Source organism: Bradyrhizobium elkanii USDA 76, assembly GCF_023278185.1.
GTDB lineage: Bacteria > Pseudomonadota > Alphaproteobacteria > Rhizobiales > Xanthobacteraceae > Bradyrhizobium > Bradyrhizobium elkanii.
The window spans coordinates 2277576-2294772 of the sequence record NZ_CP066356.1 but is presented as its reverse complement, the minus strand read 5'-3'; the positions used below and the strand labels follow the sequence as shown (position 1 = coordinate 2294772).

13 protein-coding genes are annotated in these 17197 nt (G+C 64.9%); 4 read left to right on the top strand and 9 right to left on the bottom strand.

The features are described 5' to 3' along the window. Window positions 1–40: 40 nt before the first annotated feature. Window positions 41–1285: a L,D-transpeptidase family protein gene (locus JEY66_RS11035; protein ID WP_018273361.1), complete on the bottom strand. Its 1245-nt coding sequence runs from the start codon at window positions 1283–1285 to the stop codon at window positions 41–43. A 328-nt stretch (window positions 1286–1613) separates the two neighbouring features. On the opposite strand from JEY66_RS11035, the gene JEY66_RS11030 reads away from it, so the two are divergent. Then, window positions 1614–2447 carry a hypothetical protein gene (locus JEY66_RS11030; RefSeq protein WP_018273362.1) on the top strand — a complete coding sequence of 278 codons (834 nt, stop codon included), beginning with the start codon at window positions 1614–1616 and terminating at the stop codon, window positions 2445–2447. Between the two features lie 18 nt (window positions 2448–2465). Here the strand turns inward: JEY66_RS11030 and sseA are convergent, their stop codons facing one another. The 3 genes from sseA to JEY66_RS11015 all read right to left on the bottom strand — a co-directional run bounded on the left by sseA (window position 2466) and on the right by JEY66_RS11015 (window position 5067). Beyond that, a complete protein-coding gene (sseA, locus tag JEY66_RS11025; RefSeq protein ID WP_026193252.1) occupies window positions 2466–3323 on the bottom strand; it encodes a 3-mercaptopyruvate sulfurtransferase in 858 nt (285 codons plus the stop codon). 99 nt (window positions 3324–3422) lie between these two features. After that, window positions 3423–3836: a rhodanese-like domain-containing protein gene (locus JEY66_RS11020; protein ID WP_016847778.1), complete on the bottom strand. Its 414-nt coding sequence runs from the start codon at window positions 3834–3836 to the stop codon at window positions 3423–3425. 55 nt (window positions 3837–3891) lie between these two features. Then, window positions 3892–5067, bottom strand: coding sequence for a vWA domain-containing protein (locus JEY66_RS11015; protein ID WP_018273364.1), 1176 nt, complete (start codon window positions 5065–5067; stop codon window positions 3892–3894). A 180-nt stretch (window positions 5068–5247) separates the two neighbouring features. Here JEY66_RS11015 and JEY66_RS11010 point away from each other — a divergent pair, with 180 nt between their 5' ends. The 3 genes from JEY66_RS11010 to JEY66_RS11000 all read left to right on the top strand — a co-directional run bounded on the left by JEY66_RS11010 (window position 5248) and on the right by JEY66_RS11000 (window position 9765). Then, window positions 5248–7146: a diguanylate cyclase gene (locus JEY66_RS11010; RefSeq protein WP_244620835.1), complete on the top strand. Its 1899-nt coding sequence runs from the start codon at window positions 5248–5250 to the stop codon at window positions 7144–7146. 183 nt (window positions 7147–7329) lie between these two features. Beyond that, window positions 7330–8172, top strand: coding sequence for an AAA family ATPase (locus tag JEY66_RS11005; protein WP_016847781.1), 843 nt, complete (start codon window positions 7330–7332; stop codon window positions 8170–8172). A gap of 90 nt (window positions 8173–8262) precedes the next feature. Continuing rightward, a complete protein-coding gene (locus JEY66_RS11000; protein WP_016847782.1) occupies window positions 8263–9765 on the top strand; it encodes a flavin-containing monooxygenase in 1503 nt (500 codons plus the stop codon). 227 nt (window positions 9766–9992) lie between these two features. On the opposite strand, the gene JEY66_RS10995 is transcribed toward JEY66_RS11000, so the two are convergent. The 5 genes from JEY66_RS10995 to JEY66_RS10975 all read right to left on the bottom strand — a co-directional run bounded on the left by JEY66_RS10995 (window position 9993) and on the right by JEY66_RS10975 (window position 16694). After that, window positions 9993–11636: a GMC family oxidoreductase gene (locus JEY66_RS10995; RefSeq protein WP_016844403.1), complete on the bottom strand. Its 1644-nt coding sequence runs from the start codon at window positions 11634–11636 to the stop codon at window positions 9993–9995. 28 nt (window positions 11637–11664) lie between these two features. Further along, complete coding sequence (locus JEY66_RS10990; RefSeq protein WP_016844404.1) at window positions 11665–12258, bottom strand: GNAT family N-acetyltransferase; 594 nt, start codon at window positions 12256–12258, stop codon at window positions 11665–11667. Window positions 12259–12338: 80 nt separating this feature from the next. After that, complete coding sequence (locus JEY66_RS10985) at window positions 12339–13265, bottom strand: SMP-30/gluconolactonase/LRE family protein (protein ID WP_018273366.1); 927 nt, start codon at window positions 13263–13265, stop codon at window positions 12339–12341. Window positions 13266–13743: 478 nt separating this feature from the next. Continuing rightward, window positions 13744–14631: a 4-(cytidine 5'-diphospho)-2-C-methyl-D-erythritol kinase gene (locus JEY66_RS10980; protein WP_018273367.1), complete on the bottom strand. Its 888-nt coding sequence runs from the start codon at window positions 14629–14631 to the stop codon at window positions 13744–13746. Between the two features lie 278 nt (window positions 14632–14909). Continuing rightward, complete coding sequence (locus JEY66_RS10975) at window positions 14910–16694, bottom strand: tetratricopeptide repeat protein (RefSeq protein WP_018273368.1); 1785 nt, start codon at window positions 16692–16694, stop codon at window positions 14910–14912. Between the last annotated feature and the right edge of the window lie 503 nt (window positions 16695–17197).

Genomic DNA, 17197 nt, shown 5'->3' with positions numbered 1-17197 from the left:
CGTTGGCGCGCCTTTTTCAATGATCAGTTTGCCTGTTGGCCTAGCGCACCGTCACCGGTGCGGGCAGCGGCTGCACCGTGGTCGGCTGCGTGCCGGGCAGCGGCGCGGCCGCCTGAGCCTGGGCCGCGGAGGGAGCCATCGGGTTCGCAGGCGCGGCAGAAGCCGTCGCCGTTCCCGGCGGCGGACCACCGGGCAGCACAACCACGCGGGTGCCGACCTTGGCGCGTTCGAAGAGGTCGGACACGTCTTCGTTCAGCATGCCGATGCAGCCCGACGAGACGAACTTGCCGATGGTCGACGGCTGGTTGGTGCCGTGAATACGGTACACGGTCGAGCCGAGATACATCGCGCGGGCGCCGAGCGGGTTGCCGGGTCCGCCGGCCATGAAGCGCGGCAGATAGGGCTGACGCTCGATCATCTCGGTCGGCGGGTGCCAATCCGGCCACTCGGCCTTGCGGGTGATCTTCTGCACGCCGGTCCAGGTGAAGCCGTCGCGGCCGACACGGACGCCGTAACGGACCGCCCGGCCATTGCCCAGGATGTAATAGAGATAGGTGTTCGACGTATCGACAACGATCGTGCCTGCCGGCTCCTTGGTCGCGAACGACACTTCCTGGCGACGCAGATTCGGCGGCAGTTGCGCCGGGGCGTCTTCGGGCTGCTCGTCCGGCGGCAGCGCCGCGATCTGTACCGGCTTGCCATTGGCATCGACCGGCGCCTGCTGCTGCGGCACGGCTCCGGTAACGCCCTCGGGCGGACGCATGCCGCCGCGGTCGTCGCCATAGGAAACGCCGGCGGCCGGAACGCCATTGTCGCGATTGGCTTGTTGCGCACCCGGACGGTCACCGTAAATCACGGGCGGCGGCCCCATCGGCCGGCCATAGCGGGGATCATCGGGCGACATCACCGGGCCAGTCGGCGCGCCACGGCCGGAATAGACCGGAGGAGCATTCATCGGGCGGCCATAGCGCGGATCGTCCGGCGACATCACCGGACCGGTCGGCGCGTCACGATCGGAATAGGTGGGCGCATTCGCCGGACGGCCATAGCGCGGGTCGTTCGGCGACAGCACCGGACCAGGCGGCGGCAGTGCAGCCGAATCCTGCCCGTCATCGTCATTGAGAGCGTCGAAATCCGGCATGCTGCCCTGGGGGTAGGGCTGGGGCGCCGTCGAATAGGCCGTGCCCTGGGGTGCCGGATAACCCTGCTGCGCATGCGCAAGCGAGGTTCCTGCCACGCCGAGAGCCGCGGCAGCGCAAATCGTCAGAATGCGGTTGATCATCATTGCTCTATTATAGTCCCCAAGCCACACCGGACTGTTAACGGCCCAATGCAGGAAGATAGCGGCGCATTCAAGACAAATCCGCGAAACCCGGGCTATTCCGGGCCTTTTGTGATTTCGCGTCAACGCTGCGGCAAAGATGTCTCACGGGCCCGGAATGTTTGTCCACGTGGCCAAAGTCTTCAATCACCCGCATTTTGTAACAAACAGTCCCGGGACGTTGCGATATCTTCGAATCGGCCTGATTCGCGCTCGCGACGCCGGCTTTCTTGTGTGGTCACCGCGTTCCCTCGACATCGAAGACCCTCCCGCAGAAGGGGGAACCGCGCCCATGCTCCCCGGCCTTCGTTTTCTGTTCGCCGCGATCGTGCTGGCGACCTCGCTGCTGGTGTTCGGGTTAGGGGCAGCCGCGCTGTTTCGCGCGGCGCATGAAGAGTTCGCCAGCATTCCGGCCGTCCGGGCGCCGCCCGAGCCGCAATTCGCGCAGCAGCCCGACGCCCCGCCAGTGCTTGCCATGGTGCGGGTCGACCCGCCCGCCGACAAGGTGACGACCGATATTCCGGCGGCACCCCCGCCCGAGCCAGCCGCGTCCGAACCGGCTGCTCCCGCTGAGATCACCCCTGCAGCCGAGCCGGAGAAGGTTGCCGCCGTGACGGCGGATGATCCGGTCCCGCCCGCTCCGCCGAAGCCGGAAGCCCAGGCCGCGACGACCCCAGCGCCGGCCCAATCCGCCGACACTGCGGCTCAGACTCCGACCGCAGATCCCTTGCCGGCATCGGAGCCGACGCCCGCTGGCGCCGAAGCTGCAGCGGCGGCCACCGAGGCCAAGGTCGCCGCCGTCGCCGATCCGCCCGTCCCCAGCGAGCCCGCACTTCCTCCGCCGGCACCCGCGATGGCAGCGCCCGAGCCGGCACCGCCTCCGTCACCCGAGGCGGTCGCAGCCGCGACCAAGATCGCGACGCTGGGCGGACCTGAAGTTGTTGTCGAAGCCCCGGCGACGCCGAAGGCTATTAAGGCGAAGAAGCCGGAGCGCAGCGCGGTCAGCAAGCCGGCCCACCGCAAGGAGCGGCGTCGGATTGTCCGCGCGCAGCCGGTTCGGCAGGTCGTTCAGCAGCAGCTCGATCCGTTCGGCCAGCCGACGCTGGTGCCGCTCACCCGACGCTAGCAAGCAGGGATTACCCTGTCAGGCCGGTCCCGTCGCGATCGGCGGGCCGCTCGCCTGCGCCCATTCCGACCATGAGCCGTCATAGAGCGCGCTCTCGGTGATGCCGAGCCGGTAGAGCGCAAGCGTCAACACGCCGGCCGAGACGCCCGAGCCGCAGCTGGTCACGATCGGCGCATCGAGCTTCACGCCGGCGCCCGTGAACGACTTGCGCAGATCATCGAGCGGCTTCATCTCGCCGGTCGCGGCATCGAACAGCTGGTTGTAGGGCACGTTGCGGGCGCCGGGGATGTGGCCGGCGCGGATGCCCGGCCGCGGCTCCGGCGCGCGGCCTTCGAAGCGGTCGGCGGCGCGCGCATCGATCACCTGCTCGGCACGGCTTTCGACATTGGCGATCATCTGCTCGATGCTGCGCACGCGCTGCGGATCGTAGCTCGCCTTGAAGGTCGCAGGCTTCGGCTTCACCTCGCCGCTCTCGACCGCCCTGCCCTCGGCGCGCCACTTCTTCAGGCCGCCGTTGAGGATGCGCACGTTGCGATGGCCATAGGACAGGAACATCCACCAGGCGCGCGGCGCCGCGACCCAGCCGCCGGCATCATAGATCACCACGGTGTCGGCATTGCCGATGCCGAGTCCACCGATGTCGCGGCCGAACTGCTCGGCGCTCGGAAACATGTGCGGCAGCGGATTGGAATGGTCCGACACCGCGTCGACATCGAAGAACACAGCACCCGGCAGGTGCGCGGCGAGATAATCGTCCTTCGGCAGCGGCAGCACGCCCGGCAATTTGAAGGTCGCATCGAGCACCTTGACGTTGGCATCGCCAAGATGCGCAGCCAGCCATTCGGTCGAAACGAGCGGATCGTCGGTCGTCGTCATCTTGCATGTCTCTCCATCGTCATTGCCGGACTTGATCCGGCAATCCATCCTGCTGTGAAGCGATGGACACGCGGGTCAAGCCCGCGCGTGACATCCTGCCTAGCCCTTCTTCTTCGGCTCCCACGCCTCGATCGGCCCGCCGGCCTCGCGCCAGGCGGCAAAGCCGCCGCCCATATGCGCGACCGGCTTCAGGCCCATGTCCTTCGCGGTCTTGGCGGCGAGTGCCGAGCGCAGGCCGCCGGCGCAGTGGAAGATGAACTTCTTGTCTTCCTGGAAGATCGGCTTGGCGTAGGGGCTGTTCGGATCGATCCAGAACTCGAGCATGCCGCGGGTGCAGGAGAACGCGCCGGGGATCTTGCCGTCGCGCTCGATCTCGCGGGGATCGCGGATGTCGACGATGACGACGTCGTTCTTGCCGATCAGCGTAATCGCATCGGCCGCGCTGATGGTCTCGATCTCGGCATTGGCCTCGTCGATCATCACCTTGATGCCGCGGTGGATGTTCTGGGGCATGGAGCTCTCCCTGGATGTTGTTGGCGCGCCCGCCGGCACGCGACGCGTTGTGCGTTTACCGCACCAGCTCCCGCATCGCGTTCTCCAGACCTTCGATCGTGATCGGATACATGCGCTCGGAGAACAGGCGGCGGATGATGGTGGTCGATTCCGAATAGTCCCAGTGCTTCTGCGCCACCGGATTCAGCCACACCGCGTGCGGATAGGTGCGGATGATGCGGTCGAGCCAGACCGAGCCGGCCTCTTCGTTGACATGCTCGACCGAGCCGCCGGGAACCATGATCTCGTAAGGCGACATCGAGGCGTCGCCCACGAACACCACCTTGTAGTCGTGCGGATACTTGTGCAGCACGTCCCAGGTCGGCGTGCGATCGGTGAAGCGCCGCTTGTTCTGCTTCCAGACGCCTTCATAGAGGCAGTTGTGGAAGTAGAAATATTCCATGTGCTTGAATTCGCTCTTGGCGGCCGAGAACAGTTCCTCGACCTGCTCGATATGCGAATCCATCGAGCCGCCGATATCGAAGAACACCAGCACCTTGACCGCGTTGCGCCGCTCGGGGCGCATGTGCACGTCGAGATAGCCGTGGTTGGCGGTCTCCTTGATCGTGGTGTCGAGGTCGAGTTCATCCGGCGCGCCGGTGCGCGCGAACTTGCGCAGCCGCCGCAGCGCCACCTTGATGTTGCGGATGCCAAGCTCGACATTGCCGTCGAGGTCCTTGAACTCGCGCTTGTCCCACACCTTCACGGCGCGGTTGTTGCGGTTCTTCTCCTGCCCGATGCGCACGCCCTCGGGATTGTAGCCATGGGCGCCGAACGGCGAGGTGCCGGCGGTGCCGATCCACTTGCTGCCGCCCTGGTGGCGGCCCTTCTGTTCCTCGAGCCGCTTCTTTAGCGTCTCCATGAGCTTGTCCCAGCCCATGGCCTCGATCTGCTTCTTCTCTTCCTCGGTGAGATATTTCTCCGCGAGCTTCTTCAGCCACTCCTCGGGGATCTCCGCCTTGCCCATGGCGGCGAGCAGGCTCTCGAGCCCCTTGAACACGGTACCGAACACGCGGTCGAACTTGTCGAGATTGCGCTCGTCCTTCACCAGCGCGGCGCGCGACAAATAGTAGAAGTTCTCGACCGTCTGCTCGGCGAGATCGGCGTCAAGCGCTTCCATCAAGGTCAGATATTCCCGTAACGTCACGGGGACCTGGGCGTCGCGCAGCGATGTGAAAAACTGCAGGAACATATTTACTTAAATCGCCCGCCCTGCCGGTGCCGTCAAGGGCCCCTCCCCCGGTTGCGGCTGCGGATCAGCCATTCACTTTCACTTAACCACCCCGGCCGGCTTCGGCTCCCGGCGGCGAAACGTGACATTAAGATCGGACGTTGATCGTTGCAGCAACACGCGCCAGTGGACCCGATCGACGTGCCCGATAGCCCCGCCAAGCTGCCGAAACTGTTTTCGCCGACGGCGATCGTCGCCGCCGTGGTGGCGGCGATGAGCATATTCGTGCTGGGTCTTTTGATCTGGAAGGCGGTCGAGGCGCGCACCACGGCACTGGCCCAGGGCGAGCGCGACATCCGCAACCTCACCCACTCGCTGGCGGAACACGCCTCGCATTCGGTCCAGGCGATCGACGTGGCCATGAACGCCATGGTCGACCTGCTGAAATACCAGAAGCCGCGCGTCGATCGCTTCAACGCGGCGCTGCGCAAGACCGCCGACGCGCTGCCGCAGATCAAGGAGATCGGCGTGATCGACCCCGACGGCAACCGGATCTACTCGTCGGCCGCGGAGCTGCCGGCGCACAACAATGCCGATCGCGGCTATTTCATCGGCCATCGCGACTCGACGGATGCATCGCTGCATATCAGCGAGCCGTTGCAGTCGCGCCTGACCGGTCAGCCGACCATCGTGCTGTCGCGACGCGTCACCAGGGAGGATGGCAGCTTCGGCGGCGTGCTGTTCGCGACCATCGAGACAAGCTATTTCGACAACTTCTATCAAGCCTTCAAATTCGGTCCGCACGCCGGAATTACCCTGCTTCGGCTCGACGGGATCGTTTTGGCGCACTGGCCGGCGGGCAAGTGGAACAAGGAGGTTTCCGCGGCATTCAAGGCGAAGATCGAGCAGGACCGAACCGGCTACACGAAAACCACATCGCCGTTCGACGGACGCGTCAAATATCTCGGCTTCGAGCGCGCTTCGCAATATCCGATCGTGGTCACCGTCGCCTTGCCCGAAGCCCAGGTTCTCGCCGCATGGCATGACGATTTGCGCAACGACCTGCTTGTCGCCATCATCCTGATGGGAAGCGTTATCCTGTTCGCGATCCTGCTCGGCAAGGAGTTTGCCAAGCGTACCAAGGTCGCGCGGATGCTCCGGGAACGCGAGGCGCGCTACCGGCTGCTTGCCGACAACATCGCCGATGTGGTGATCCTGCTGGACCGCAACGGTCGCTTCCTGTTCGTGTCGCAGTCGGTTGAGACCATCCTCGGCCGAAACCCGGACGATCTGATCGGTAAATCCTGCTTCGAGTTCGTGCACTCCGATCATCTCGCCGACGTCGCCAGGGCGACGTCGGAATTGACCAACTGGACCACCACCAAGACCGTCGAATTCAAGACCTTCCGCGCCGATGGCAGCGAGGTCTGGGTCGAGATCAACTTCAAGCTTGCCGGCGCGGCGGAAGACCACCATGCCATCGAGGTCGTCGGCGTGCTGCGCGACGTGACCGAGCGCCGCAAGATGGAGGACGAGCTCAACGCACTGAACATCCGCCTGTCCGAGCTGGCGACGACCGACGGCCTGACGACCCTCGCTAACCGCCGCAGCTTCGACAGCGCGCTGCCGCGCGAGTTCCGCGACCGGGAGCAGATCTCGCTGATCATGCTCGACATCGATCACTTCAAGGGTTTCAACGACACGCAAGGTCACCAGGCCGGCGACGAGTGCCTGCGGCGCGTGGCGCGCGTGATCGCGGACGCCACCACCAACACCACCGCGCTGGCGGCGCGATATGGCGGCGAGGAATTCGCGATCATCCTGCCCGGCGTCGGCGAGCAGGATGCACTGAAGGTCGCTGAAGCGATGCGCCTCACGGTGCGGTCGCTGGCGATCGCCAATCCGGCCGCCCGCCGCGGCGTGGTTTCGATCAGCCTCGGGATCGCCAGCCGGTCGGCCGCGACCGCGAGCGAGACCGAGCTGCTCGGCCGGGCCGACCTCGCGCTCTATGAGGCGAAACGTTCGGGACGCGACCGCACGGTGCTGGCCTCGTCGCTCGCGGGTGACAATCATTCCGCGGGACGGAAACAGTACGCCTGACATACTATGCGCCCGGCGCTGTCCGGGGTACCGCTGCGCTGCGGAATCCGCGCTAGACCGCCCGGCTTTTTCAATTAGAATTGTACCGGACAAGATATCGGAGAGGACATGCGACCGCTGCGAGAGCGGTCGTTTCGTGTGGGGGCCCGGGCCGCCGACGAACGAAGCAAGGCAAACAGATAGATGAAATTCACGGGTACCAAGGACTACGTCGCCACCGATGACCTCAAGGTCGCCGTCAATGCCGCCATCGTGCTCGAGCGCCCGCTGCTGGTGAAGGGCGAGCCCGGCACCGGCAAGACCGTGCTGGCCGAGGAAGTCGCCAAGGCGATCGACGCGCCACTTTTGACCTGGCACATCAAGTCGACCACCAAGGCGCAGCAGGGCCTCTACGAATACGATGCGGTGTCCCGGCTGCGCGACAGCCAGCTCGGCGACGCCCGCGTGTCCGACATCAAGAACTACATCAAGCGCGGCAAGCTGTGGGAGGCCTTCACCAACGAGAAGCGCCCGGTGCTGCTGATCGACGAGATCGACAAGGCCGACATCGAATTCCCCAACGATCTGCTGCTCGAACTCGACCGCATGGAATTCCACGTCTACGAGACCGGCGAGACCATCAAGGCGAAGCTGCGCCCGATCGTGATGATCACGTCGAACAACGAGAAGGAACTGCCGGACGCCTTCCTGCGCCGCTGCTTCTTCCACTACATCAAGTTCCCCGACAACGAGACGATGGGCAAGATCGTCGACGTGCACTTCCCCGGCATCAAGAAGCGCCTGGTGGAAGAGGCGCTGCGGATCTTCTTCGAAGTCCGCGAGGTGCCGGGCCTGAAGAAGAAGCCCTCGACCTCGGAGCTGCTCGACTGGCTCAAGCTGCTGTTGAACGAGGACATCACGCCGGAGATGCTGCGCGAGCGCGATCCGCGCAAGCTGATCCCGCCGCTGCATGGCGCGCTGCTCAAGAACGAGCAGGACGTGCATCTGTTCGAGCGGCTGGCTTTCCTCAGCCGCCGCGAAGTCTAGCTCCGATATCGGCAAACGCCGGGGCGACGGCTCCGGCGTTTTGCTTCTGCAGCTCAACAAACAAGCCAACAAGCAAGAAGACCAGGGAAGATGAACGTCCAGACCCAGATCCGCGCCGCCGAGCCCGTCACCACAGAGCATTTCGACGTCCTGATCGCAGGCGCCGGCATCTCCGGCGTCGGCGCCGCCTACCACCTCACCACGCAATGCCCCGGCACCAGCTTCGTGGTGCTGGAGACGCAGAAGACTTTCGGCGGCACCTGGTCCACCCACCGCTATCCCGGCATCCGCTCCGACAGCGACCTGCACACCTTCGGCTATCGCTTCAAGCCGTGGACCAGCGCGCCGATCGCGACCGCGGCCGAAATCCTGAAGTACATGGGCGAGGTGATCGAGGAGAACGACCTCGCCCGCCACATCCGCTATCGCCACACCATCACCGCGGCGAAGTGGTCGAACGAGACCAATCTCTGGACCATCGATGCGACGCGCATCGATACCGGCGAGCGGCTGCGCTTCACCACCAACTTCTTCTGGATGTGCCAGGGCTATTACCGCCACGACGCGGGCTATACGCCCGAATGGACCGACATGGCGAAGTTCAAGGGCACGGTCGTGCATCCGCAGACCTGGCCTGACGACCTCGACTACAAGGGCAAGCGCGTGGTCGTGATCGGCTCCGGCGCCACCGCCGCGACCCTGATCCCGGCGATGGCCAAGGACGCCAGCCATGTCACCATGCTGCAGCGTTCGCCGACCTATTTCCGCACCGGCCGCAACGCGATCGAGATCGCCGAGGAACTCCGCAGGCTGCAGGTCGACGAGCACTGGATCCACGAGATCACCCGCCGCAAGATCCTGTTCGAGCAGGACGCCTTCACCAAGCGGACCTTCGCCGAGCCCGAGGGCGCCAAGAAGGACCTGCTGGCAGCGGTCGAAGCCGTTCTCGGCAAGGACTACGACATCGCCACCCACTTCACGCCGAGCTACCGGCCGTGGCGGCAGCGCATCGCCTTCGTGCCGGATGCCGACCTGTTCCACGCCATCAAGGGCGGCAAGGCGTCGGTCGTCACCGACGAGATCGACCGCTTCACCGAGACGGGCATCCTGCTCAAGTCCGGCAAGCAGCTCGAGGCCGACATTATCATCACCGCGACTGGCTTCCACCTCTCCGCCAATGGCGGCATCGACTTCGAGATCGACGGCAAGCCGCTCGACTTCGCCGATACCGTGACCTATCGCGGCATGATGTTCACCGGCGTGCCGAATCTCGTCTGGGTGTTCGGCTATTTCCGCGCCAGCTGGACCTTGCGTGTCGACCTGGTCGGCGACTTCGTCTGCCGCCTGCTGCAGCACATGAAGGCGACCGGCGCGAACAAGGTGACGCCGGAACTGCGCCCCGAAGACCACAACATGCCGCTGCTGCCGTGGATCGATCCGGAGAACTTCAACCCCGGCTACATGATGCGTGGCATGCACCTCTTGCCGAAGCGCGGCGACAAGCCGGAGTGGCAGCACAACCAGGATTACTGGGCCGAGAAGGACGAATTCCCGGCGATCGACCTCAAGGACAAGGCGTTCGTCTACGGCTGAGCTCCTGATATTAGTCCCGTCATCCTGAGGAGCTAACGGCCACACACTCTGCTGTCGTCCCGGCGAAAGCCGGGACCCATACTCCGTGGCGGATGTTGTGGACGGGACTCGTCATTCCACCAGCGCGCAACAATGACCATCGGTGGTTATGGATCCCGGCCCCCGTGCGCAATTGCGCACTAGGCCGGGACGACGCTGAACGATTATCGTCGTACGCATTAGTCCCCTCACGCATACTCCGGCAGCTTCGCGGCCGCCTCCGGCGCCTTGCCGCGGATCATGTCGGAGGCCTTGTCGGCGATCATCAAGGTCGAGGCGTTGAGATTGGCCGAGATCATCCGCGGCATGATCGAGGCGTCGATCACGCGCAGGCCCTCCATGCCATGGACCCGAAGCTGATCGTCGACCACGGCCCACGGCGCGTCGGCCGGACCCATCCGGCAGGTGCAGCCGGGATGGAAGGTGGTGGTGCCGCGCTGGGTCGCGGCCGCGAGCAATTCGTCGTCGCTCGTGACCTTCGGACCCGGAAAGTCCTCATAGGCGTAATACGGACTGAGCGGCTCGGAGGCGAGCAGCCGGCGCGCCAGCTTCATGCCGGCGACGACGACGCGGCGGTCGATCTCCTCGGCGAGGTAGTTGGTCTGGATGATCGGCGGCGCGAACGGATCGGCCGAACGGATCCGGACATAGCCGCGGCTCTCCGGCCGCTGCTGCCATGACGCCACCGTCATGCCGGGCTCGTCCTCGAGCTGGCCCTGCACGCCTTCCTTGTAGCTCGCCGGCGTGAAGGTGAGCTGCAGGTCGGAGCTCTCCGTGGTCTCGCCGGAATGCCAGAAGCAGTAGACCATGGTCGGCGACAGCGACAGCAGGCCGCGCCGTGTCGTCGCCCATTTGATCGCCTCGCCCCACAGGCTGAAGCCGCGGCGAAGCTCGTTGATGGTCCTGATATTCTTGACCCGCGCCACCGAGCGCGGCGCGTAGTGATCCTGCAGGCCCTCACCGACGCCGGGGAGCGCGTGGCGCACCTCGATGCCGTGCGCCTGCAACAGCTCGGGCGCGCCGACGCCGGAGAGCTGCAACAGTTGCGGCGAGTTGTAGGCACCGCCGGAGAGGATGACTTCCTTGGTGGCGCGGATCTCCAGGGGATCGCCGTGCTTGCCGCCGCGGTTGTAGCGCACGCCGACCGCGCGCTTGCCCTCGAAGATGATGCCGGTGACATGGGCATGCGTGCGTACGTCGACATTGGGCCGCCGCCGCGCCGGATGCAGGAAGGCGGTCGCGGCGCTGACCCGGCGGCCGTTCAGGATGGTGCGCTGGCAGTACGACACGCCCTCCTGGATCTGGCCGTTGTAATCGGGATTGCGCGGAATGCCGAGGCTGACCGCGCCCGCCATGAAGGCCTCGCAGAGCGGGTCCTGCCAGTCCATCGTGGTGACGGTGAGGTTGCCGTCGCGGCCGCGATAGGTGTCGTCGCCCTCGCCGACCCTTCTCTCCATGCGCCGGAAATAGGGCAGCACGTCGGGATAGCCCCAGCCGCGATTGCCGAGCTGCGCCCAGGTGTCGAAATCCTGGCGCTGGCCGCGATTATAAATGTGGCCGTTGATCGAGGACGAACCGCCGAGCGTCTTGCCGCGCGGCGCATAGATGCTGCGCCCGCCGGTGTAGGGACCCACCTCCTGCTGATAGGCCCAGTTCACGCTCTTCATATGGAAGGTCTTGATGAAGCCGGCCGGCAGATGGATGTAGGGATGCCAGTCGCTCGGCCCCGCCTCGAGCACGCACACTCTGGTGCCCGCGTCTTCACTCAACCGGTTGGTCAGCACGCTCCCGGCGGAGCCTGCGCCGATGATCACATAATCGAACGTTTCCATCGTCTCGTTTCTGGCGCCGACTATCGTGTCAGCGCGGCTTTTCGTTGAGTTGATAGGTCAGATGCGCCTTCACCGTCGGCCATTCGCTGGCGATGATGCTGTAAACCACGGTGTCGCGCAACGTGCCGTTGGGCGCGATCTGATGGCTGCGCAGGATGCCATCCTGCTTCGCACCCAGACGCTCGATGCCGCGCCGGCTCTGGTGATTGAAGAAATGCGTGCGGAACTCGACTGCGATGCAGTCGAGCTTCTCGAAGGCATGGGTGAGCAGCAGCAATTTGCACTGCGTGTTGACCGCGCTGCGCTGCACACGCTTGGCGTACCAGGTCGAACCGATCTCGACGCGACGGTTGGGCGTGTCGACGTTCATGTAGGTCGTCATGCCCGAGATCCGCCCATCGGCGTCGAACACCGTGAACGGCAGCATCGATCCGGCCTTTTGCAGGCCGAGCCGGCGGTCGATCTCCTTGGCCATGTTCTCCGGCTGCGGGATCGCGGTGTACCAGAGCTTTGACAGCTCGCCGTCCTTCACCGCGTCGACCAGCCCGTCGCAATGATCGTGTGACAACGGCTCCAGCCGCGCATGCGCGCCGCGAAGGGTGACCGGTTCAAGCCAGGGCATTCGAGATCTCTCCATCTTTGTCATTCCGGGGCGATGCGCAGCATCGAACCCGGAATGACGACTGCGCTTTTGCGCAATCGTCACTTGTTCAGAAAGTTCAGCGGCAATCCCGGCCGCGGCCAGTCCATCGCGATCAGCTCGCCCTTGCCCGACAGCGTGATGTAGGCGGTCTTCAGATCGGGGCCCCCGAAGGCGATGTTGGTGGTGACGCGGTCGCCGGTCGGCACCTGCTCGACCACGGTGCCATCGGGCGCGATTACCGAGATGCAGCCCGAGACCAGCGTCGCGACGCAGACATTGCCGTTCGCTTCAACGGCGAGCGAGTCGAACATCTGGTAGCCGCCGAGGCCGGCGATCGGCTTGCCGCGTTCGCCGCGATAGATCACGTCGCGCGGCTTGACGGTGCCGGGCTCTGAAACTTCATACGCCCACAGCCGCGCGGTCGGCGTCTCCGCGATGTAGACGGTCTTCTCGTCCGGCGACAGGCCGATGCCATTGGCCGGCAGGATGCCGTGCACGGCCTCGACGATCTCGTTCATGCCGGGCTTCAGATAATAGAACGCGCCGACATCCATGTCGCGGGCGCGGCGCTTGCCGAGATCGGAGAACCACAGGCCGCCCTGCCTGTCGAACACCAGATCATTCGGCCCGCGCAGCTCATGCTCGCCGCATTTCGTCACAACTGTTTCGACCTTGCCGGACTGCAGATCGACGCGCTGGATCGAGCCGCCGAGATAATCCTCCGGCTGCGGTCCCGGCATGATCATGTTGCGCGTCGGAATCCAAGAGAAGCCGCCATTGTTGCAGATGTACATCTTGCCGTCGGGACCGAGCGCCGCGCCGTTCGGGCCGCCCGGCACCTTGGCGACGATCTCCTTGCGCCCGTCGGGATAGACCCGCGTCAGTCGCTGGCCGCGGATTTCGACCAGTACGACCGAACCGTCGGGCATGACGACCGGACCTTCGGGAAACTCCAGATCGGTGGCGAGAACTCGGATATTGGCCATGGCATCCTCCCGGCTCTTCGGCTGCAGGCGGATTCCGAACGGCCCCGCACGCGCAACGTTGTTGTTTCATGCTGTTATGGCAAACGGGGTCTGGCTTGCCAAGCAATGGCCCCGCAAGGCTGCCCGGCGTTGAGGCGGGATGATGCCGCAAATGCCCTGCGAAAGCAGGGACCCATACTCCGCGGCGGATATTGTGAACGGGACTCGTCGTTCGGGCGTCACTCAACAATGACTGCCTGTGGTTATGGTCCCTGCTCCCGTGCGCAATTGCGCACCAGGCGGGGACGACACCGAATAGGTGGCACGGTCAGTGAGTCAGACTCCGTCGTCATTCCGGGGCGTGCGGAGCACGAGCCCGAAATCCATCGGGCCGCAAAACTGATGGTGAAATGGATTCCGGGCTCGCGCTCCGCGCGCCCCGGAATGACAGAGAGAGAGAGAGAGAGAGAGAGAGAGAGAGAGAAAGAGAACGAGTACCCTAGCTCAACGCACCCGCATGCACCCACCAGCCGGGATGCGCGGCGCGGAGCTGTTCGCCGGCGGCCTCGGCGTCGGCGTCGGTTCCGAACACGGCAAAGCAGGTCGCGCCGGAGCCCGACATACGCACCAGACGAACGTCCCTGGTCTCACGCAGCGCGAATAACACATCACTGATGACGGGCTCGATGCGCGCCGCGGGGCCTTCGAGATCGTTGGTGCCGCGCTCCAGCGCCGCGATCCAATCGTCGATCGCGCGGCCGGCTTCCGGCCATGACGGCGCCTGCATCACGACATCGGTGGCGCCGATCAGCAGCTCGCCATTGCGCAGGCCGAGCGCATTGAAGACGTCCCTGGTCGCAACCGGCACGCGCGGATTGACCAGCACGCACGGCATTTTCGGCAGGTCGAGCGGCAGCAAGCCTTCGCCGACGCCGGTCATGTCGCAGGCGCGCGAGGCGACGCATACCGGCACGTCGGCGCCGGTCTGCAGCGCGACCTCCATGATCCTGCTATCGTCGAGCGAGAGCTCGTTGAGCCGCGCCAACAGCCGCAGCGCCGCCGCGGCGTCCGCCGAGCCGCCGCCGATGCCGGCCGCAACGGGCAGCACCTTCTCCAGCGTGAAGTGGCCGACCTCGAGGTCCGCGACCCGCTCGCCGAGCAGCCGCGCCGCCTTGAGCACCAGATTGTCCGATGTGTCGCCGCAGGCATCGGCCAGCGGCCCCGCCATCGAAAGCGACAGCTCGGGTCCCGGCTCGAGCGTCAGGCGGTCGGCGCAATCGGCAAACGCGACGACGCTCTCGAGGTCATGAAACCCATCGACGCGCCGCCCGACAACCTTCAGCGTCAGGTTGACCTTGGCACGCCCTTCTTCAATCAGCGCCGGCACGGCGATAAACCCCTAAAAAACAAACATCGTGTTGCGATTAGCGTAAATCGCCTCACGATCCTATCCCTTTGTTTGCATGGAAATTCCGGGATTTGGGGTGCCGTATCGGCCTGCCTTCACCTCTCCCGCTTGCGGGGGAGGTCGGATCGCATCGAACGATGCGATCCGGGTGGGGGCTTTACCCACGGAGAGAATTTCTTTGCGGAGGTATCCCCACCCTGGCCCTCCCCCGCAAGCGGGAGAGGGAACGGTGGGAGCTCAGCAAGCTGACGTGAGGTCTAGCCGCCCTTGCCGTCGTCGTCCTTCTTCTTGTCGGCGGCGGCGGCGTTGGAGGTGTCGTCCGGCAGGCCGTTGTCGATCTTGGCCTGGATCTTCGGCAGCTCTTCCGGCTCGGGCTTGAGGTCGCGGGCATGCGCCCACTGGAACTTGGCTTCCAGGGTGCGGCCGACGCGCCAGTAGGCGTCGCCGAGATGGTCGTTGATGGTCGGATCTTCCGGCTTCAGATCGATCGCGCGCTCGAGGTTCTTCACCGCCTCCTCGTAATTGCCGATCCGGTAATAGGCCCAGCCAAGCGAGTCCACGATGTAGCCGTCGTCAGGGCGCTGATCGACGGCACGCTTGATCATCTTCATGCCTTCGTCGAGGTTGATGCCCTGATCGATCCAGGAATAGCCGAGATAGTTCAGCACATGCGGCTGCTCGGGCTGCAGCTCGAGCGCCTTGCGCATGTCGGCCTCGGCCTTGTTCCACTGCTTGGAGCGCTCCTCGCAGATTCCGCGATAGTAATAGGTGACCCAGGCGTTCTTGTCGCCGCCGGCCGGCAGCGCGTCGATCGCCTGCGAATAGGTGGTGGCGCAGTCGGCGAACTTCTTGCGGCCGCGCTCGATATTGCCGAGCGCCAGGATCGCCTCGATGTCCTTCGGCTGATCCGAGGTCACTTCCTTGAGGATCTTGATCGCCTCGTCGCTGCGGTCGGCAGCGTCGAGATTGGTCGCGAGCTGGATCTGCGCGTTGCGCTTCAGCGGCGAGGACGCCGGCATCCGCTCGTAGACCTTGATCGCCATCTGCGGCTTCTTGACCGATTCATAGAGATCGGCGAGCGACAGCAGCGCCAGCGGATGGTTCGGTTGCAGATAGAGCGCGAGCTGCAGATAGACCAGCGCGAGGTCCTCGCCGCCGCGGCGGGTCAGCGTCGCGCCGATGCCGTAGAGCGCCTCGGCCGCGCCGGCCTGCGGTGACTCGACCAGCGGCGGCAGCTTCTTGCCGGCCTTGGTCTCCTTGATGCCTTCCAGCACCAGCGGGTGACGCGGCAGCTTCTTGTCGAAGGCCTCGTACATCGCGGTCGCGGCGGCGGCGTCCTTGTTGCGCGAGGTCCAGCGCGCATATTCGTCGACCGTGCGCAGCATCGAATCGTCGAGCTTGTAGACGCGCTCGAAGCGGGCGCCGGCATCCTTCTCCTTGCCGGACAGCTCGTAGATCATGCCGGCATGCAGGTCCTTGAAGATCGGGTACCATTCCGGGCCGGTCAGCTTGTCGATCGAGGCGACCGCGGCCTTGCTGTCGCCGGCGCCATAGGCGGCCCAGGCCGACAGCAGCGTCGCGACGAGATCGGTGATCGGGCCGCGCACCGACTGGTTGATGTTGGACTGCGCGGCGGCATATTTCTTCAGCTTGAGATCGCGCACGCCGACGACCAGGCGCGCGACGCGGTTGGCCTTGTCCTGGGTCAGGATGCGGTCGGCAAGCTTGACCGCCTCCTCGATGTCGCCGTCGGCGAGCGAGGAGATGAAGGCGCGGTCGAGCAGCTCGGAATTCTTCGGGTCGGTGCGCAGCGCCGAGCGGTAGAACGCCGCGGCCGAGGTCGCATCGCGCTCGACGCTGGCGTGGCGGGCGGCGAGATAGCTGCCGGCGGTGGTCAGCGACTTCAGGTCGTTCTTGGACGGGAATTGCGCGGTATTGTCGGTCGGATGGTCCGGCGTTTGCGCTGCAAGCTGCGCAGGCACGGCAAGCGCCGCGGCAGCGAGAACGGCAATCGTCAGGCGGTGGAATCGGGTGGACAGCATCACGGTCGCCTTGCTCCAGGGATTTACGCCAAGATGGATTTTATGGCCAAGATCTTGCGATCAGTCTCAAAATGCGAACCCAAGCGGCGGCATCACGGCGAGGGACAATGCCGCTTTTGGCGCTTATCCGCAAGGATCGCCCAAAGGCAATCCATGACGAATCAATTGGCAGATTAGGCCTTTAGGCCCGCCGATCCAGCCAGCCTCCGCAAGACGCTTCCACTATGGCGGTATCGTGACAGGCCCAGGCATATTCGCACGCGGACGCAAAAAGCGCACCGGGAGGCTCGCCACGCGGCCAGTTCCACCTCACCCCTTGTGGGAGAAGCCGGAATTCAAGCGAAAGCTTGAATTCCGGGTGAGGAATTCAGGTCCATCCGTCGATCGAAGTCCCTCGATGGACCGGTACCTCTCACCCGGATTGCATCTGTCGATACAATCCGGCCTCTCCCACAAGCGGAGAGGCACAGCGCAGGTTGCGGCGCAGACGGAATCTACCTCAC

Bases quoted from the DNA above. Each gene is read 5' to 3' on its own strand.
- JEY66_RS11030 (WP_018273362.1), top strand. From the start codon at position 1,614: ATGCTCCCCGGCCTTCGTTTTCTGTTCGCCGCGATCGTGCTGGCGACC.
- JEY66_RS10975 (WP_018273368.1), bottom strand. From the start codon at position 16,694: ATGCTGTCCACCCGATTCCACCGCCTGACGATTGCCGTTCTCGCTGCC.
- JEY66_RS11000 (WP_016847782.1), top strand. From the start codon at position 8,263: ATGAACGTCCAGACCCAGATCCGCGCCGCCGAGCCCGTCACCACAGAG.
- JEY66_RS11005 (WP_016847781.1), top strand. From the start codon at position 7,330: ATGAAATTCACGGGTACCAAGGACTACGTCGCCACCGATGACCTCAAG.
- JEY66_RS11015 (WP_018273364.1), bottom strand. From the start codon at position 5,067: ATGTTCCTGCAGTTTTTCACATCGCTGCGCGACGCCCAGGTCCCCGTG.
- JEY66_RS10990 (WP_016844404.1), bottom strand. From the start codon at position 12,258: ATGCCCTGGCTTGAACCGGTCACCCTTCGCGGCGCGCATGCGCGGCTG.
- JEY66_RS10985 (WP_018273366.1), bottom strand. From the start codon at position 13,265: ATGGCCAATATCCGAGTTCTCGCCACCGATCTGGAGTTTCCCGAAGGT.
- JEY66_RS11020 (WP_016847778.1), bottom strand. From the start codon at position 3,836: ATGCCCCAGAACATCCACCGCGGCATCAAGGTGATGATCGACGAGGCC.
- JEY66_RS11035 (WP_018273361.1), bottom strand. From the start codon at position 1,285: ATGATGATCAACCGCATTCTGACGATTTGCGCTGCCGCGGCTCTCGGC.
- JEY66_RS10995 (WP_016844403.1), bottom strand. From the start codon at position 11,636: ATGGAAACGTTCGATTATGTGATCATCGGCGCAGGCTCCGCCGGGAGC.
- sseA (WP_026193252.1), bottom strand. From the start codon at position 3,323: ATGACGACGACCGACGATCCGCTCGTTTCGACCGAATGGCTGGCTGCG.